The 2,764-nt window shown below is 50.4% G+C and carries 5 protein-coding genes and 1 riboswitch; of the genes, 4 read left to right on the top strand and 1 reads right to left on the bottom strand.

The window, feature by feature from the left end; genetic code table 11:
- The 3 genes from VF260_02510 to VF260_02500 form a co-directional block, all read left to right on the top strand.
- On the top strand, positions 1-543 hold a 543-nt coding region (locus tag VF260_02510), incomplete at its 5' end, for a polysaccharide deacetylase family protein (protein HEX7056058.1).
- A gap of 89 nt (positions 544-632) precedes the next feature.
- Positions 633-1,298, top strand: coding sequence for a YheC/YheD family protein (locus tag VF260_02505; protein ID HEX7056057.1), 666 nt, complete (start codon positions 633-635; stop codon positions 1,296-1,298).
- Positions 1,299-1,335: 37 nt separating this feature from the next.
- Positions 1,336-1,800, top strand: coding sequence for a GNAT family N-acetyltransferase (locus VF260_02500; protein ID HEX7056056.1), 465 nt, complete (start codon positions 1,336-1,338; stop codon positions 1,798-1,800).
- Between the two features lie 9 nt (positions 1,801-1,809).
- Here VF260_02500 and VF260_02495 read toward each other — a convergent pair whose 3' ends face one another.
- The gene (locus tag VF260_02495) at positions 1,810-1,974 is read right to left on the bottom strand and encodes an aspartyl-phosphate phosphatase Spo0E family protein (GenBank protein HEX7056055.1); all 165 of its coding nucleotides are present in this window, start codon (positions 1,972-1,974) and stop codon (positions 1,810-1,812) included.
- A gap of 186 nt (positions 1,975-2,160) precedes the next feature.
- A riboswitch (TPP riboswitch) is annotated at positions 2,161-2,269 on the top strand.
- A gap of 86 nt (positions 2,270-2,355) precedes the next feature.
- On the opposite strand from VF260_02495, the gene VF260_02490 reads away from it, so the two are divergent.
- Positions 2,356-2,764: ABC transporter substrate-binding protein (locus VF260_02490; protein HEX7056054.1), on the top strand; the 409-nt coding region annotated here is incomplete at its 3' end.

Raw genomic sequence — 2,764 nt, 5'->3', positions numbered from 1 at the left:
ATTTTGCAAGTCCGCTTTCGCAAATACGAGGGCAAAACGCTTCTCTTGCGGGATGGCGAAGCCATTCGCCCCGGCGACCGAATCGCGGAAATGCATCTGGATAACCGCATGCTATACGAAATCGGCAGAAGTTCGCGTTCCGCCGTGCATTTGGCAATCCGTCTCATTCGCACCGTTGAAGAGATTTTGCCGAAAATCGCGGAATATATTTTGAACAACCGGGAGTACGATGACGTCAAGGGGTTGTACGGCATTTCCATGATCAATCGCGGTGTCGCCCAACTCGGTTTCACTGTGGCGGAATTGCCGAAGGGCGTGTTTGCGACGATCACGCGCATCTATTTGAAATTTTTGATGCGTGTTGTCCATCCGCAGGGAAAAGAGAGGCTGCACGTAAAATCCGAGCTGCTTGTCCCGAAGATCATCGCCATGTCGCGCAAAGAGTTGCTGCGCAAATACCATCCGGAAAATCCGGCTAAATTGCCGATCGGTGAACCGGAATCGCTGCAGGATCATTCTTCGCAGGCGGCTTTTGGCAAATAAGGGCGGTATCCGCGGACAAAGATACAAGAGGCTGCGCCCCATTTTTCATATACTACACAGAAAAGTGTATGGGACTGGGGATGCTTTTTATGAACGAAGTAAAACAGATTGCCAGCAAAAAAACGAAAACGCATGTTTTGCAACAAGATGCCCGGATCGTGCCCTATATTCCCGAAACGCATGTTTATTCGGTTCCCCGAATGCGGCAGATGTTGGCTAAGTACGGCGCGGTTGTGCTGAAGCCAAACGTGGGGACCGGCGGCAACGGCGTAATTTGGGTAAGCAATGCCGGCGGAGGATATGAACTGAAATTTCGCAGCGCGAGGAAGTGGCTGCGTGATTTTCCCGCCGTACTCAAGACAATCCGTTCGCTCATGCGCAAGCGTTTGTACTTGGTGCAGCGGGGCATCCATCTGGCGAAAATTTCCGGACGGCCGTTGGATTACCGGATTAAATTGGTGCGATCCGGCGATACGTGGGAAACCAAAGCTTTTGTCGGCAGATTGGCGCGCAGAGGGTTATTTGTAACCAACCTTTGCCAAGGGGGCGACCAGCTTCCGGCGACGGCGGCGATTCGCAGATCGTTGCCGCATATTCATGTCGGCAGGAAAAAACGGGAAATGCGGAAACTTGCCTTGCAATGCCGGGATATTTTCGTGAAGCATTTTCCCAACGCGGACCGGTTAGGCTTTGATTTCGGGCTTGATACTGCGGGAAAAGTTTGGATTTTTGAATTGAATACACGCCCGCATTAAAGTTTCGGAAAAATTTTGGCGATAAAGGGAGAAAAGTATGGAGATTATTCGCGTCACGAATCGGGAACAATTGGAACTTTGCTTATCCGTTAGGAAAAATGTGTTTGTGATTGAACAGCAAGTGCCGGAATCGGTGGAACGGGATGAATATGACGAATCACCGGAAAGTTGCCGGCATGTGTTGGCCGTAATAGGCGGCGCCGCGGTTGCGGCCGGCAGATGGATACCTTTGCGGGAAGATACCGTGAAGATGCAGCGGTTGGCCGTTTTGCGCGATTTTCGCGGTCAAGGAATCGGACGGGCCGTGCTTCAAGAGCTGGAAGCGTGGGCGCGTGATTTGCAATATAGCTGGTCAATCCTGGATGCGCAGCTGCATGCGGAATCATTTTACCGCAAATTAGGCTATGCGCCGGTATCCGGGGAAGTGTTCTGGGAAGCGGGCATGGAGCATATCCAGATGAAAAAATGCCTGCAAAATGACGCAAAACAGGTTGACAAATAAACACGCGATCTATTCATGTTTTTTGCGCATATGCTCGGCTATCAATCGATCCAGCATGGCGCTGACGGCGACGACGTCGGGATGATTCAAATTGTATTCGTGTTTTTGGGCTGTTCGCTCCAACTTTAACTTCAATTGTTCAATTTCGCAGATCAATACCGGATTATTGCGCATCTGTCGACTTCCTTTTACATAAAAATCAACAAACTAGCTTTATTGTACATGAAACGACAGAAAAATGTAACAGTCTTGCATTTGAAAAATTATTAAAAAAAGTATAGACATTGCGGCGGTTTTTGCTATAATAATCCGTGGAAAAAGACAAACCTGAATCCTGATGCGTTTGTCGGTGCAATTGAATAATGCGACGGGGGGCTGGAATTTGGCCGGCTGAGATTGTATCCCAAATGATACTGACCCGATACCTGATCTGGGTAATGCCAGCGGAGGGAAATCGTTTTTTTAGTTTGCATGCAAACCAACGCGCTTTCCTGAGGGGGCGCGTTATTTATTTGGCCGGCAGCGCTGATGGATCACATTTTTGGAGGGATAGCGATGAGAACCAAACAGGGCCTGAACATATTGCTGATCGGGCTACTCGTTTTAGCGCTGCTTGCCGCAGCCGGTTGCGCAGGCAAAACAAAGGAGGAAGGAAGCGATGCGCCCAAGGGCAACGCAAGCAGCCCGACGCCGCAAGCGACCGACGCGAATCAAAATGAGCTGACCGATGTGAAAGTGGTGCTGGATTGGACCCCGAACACGAACCATACCGGTCTTTATGTCGCCAAGGAAAAAGGCTTTTTCGCCGAGCATGGACTGAATGTGGATATCATTCCTCCGGGCGATGCCGGAGCCGACGCCATGGTTGCCGCCGGTCAAGCCGAATTTGGCGTCAGCTATCAGGAGAGCGTTACGCAAGCGCGCATTCAAGGCGTTCCGCTAGTATCGATTGCGGCAATTATCC

The organism is Bacilli bacterium (assembly GCA_036381315.1).
Classification (GTDB): domain Bacteria; phylum Bacillota; class Bacilli; order Paenibacillales; family KCTC-25726; genus DASVDB01.
Note: the sequence above shows the minus strand (reverse complement) of the source record. Positions and strands in the feature narration are given on the sequence as shown.

Coding starts and splice junctions, on each gene's coding strand:
- VF260_02505 (HEX7056057.1), top strand. CDS start 633: ATGAACGAAGTAAAACAGATTGCCAGCAAAAAAACGAAAACGCATGTT.
- VF260_02500 (HEX7056056.1), top strand. CDS start 1,336: ATGGAGATTATTCGCGTCACGAATCGGGAACAATTGGAACTTTGCTTA.
- VF260_02495 (HEX7056055.1), bottom strand. CDS start 1,974: ATGCGCAATAATCCGGTATTGATCTGCGAAATTGAACAATTGAAGTTA.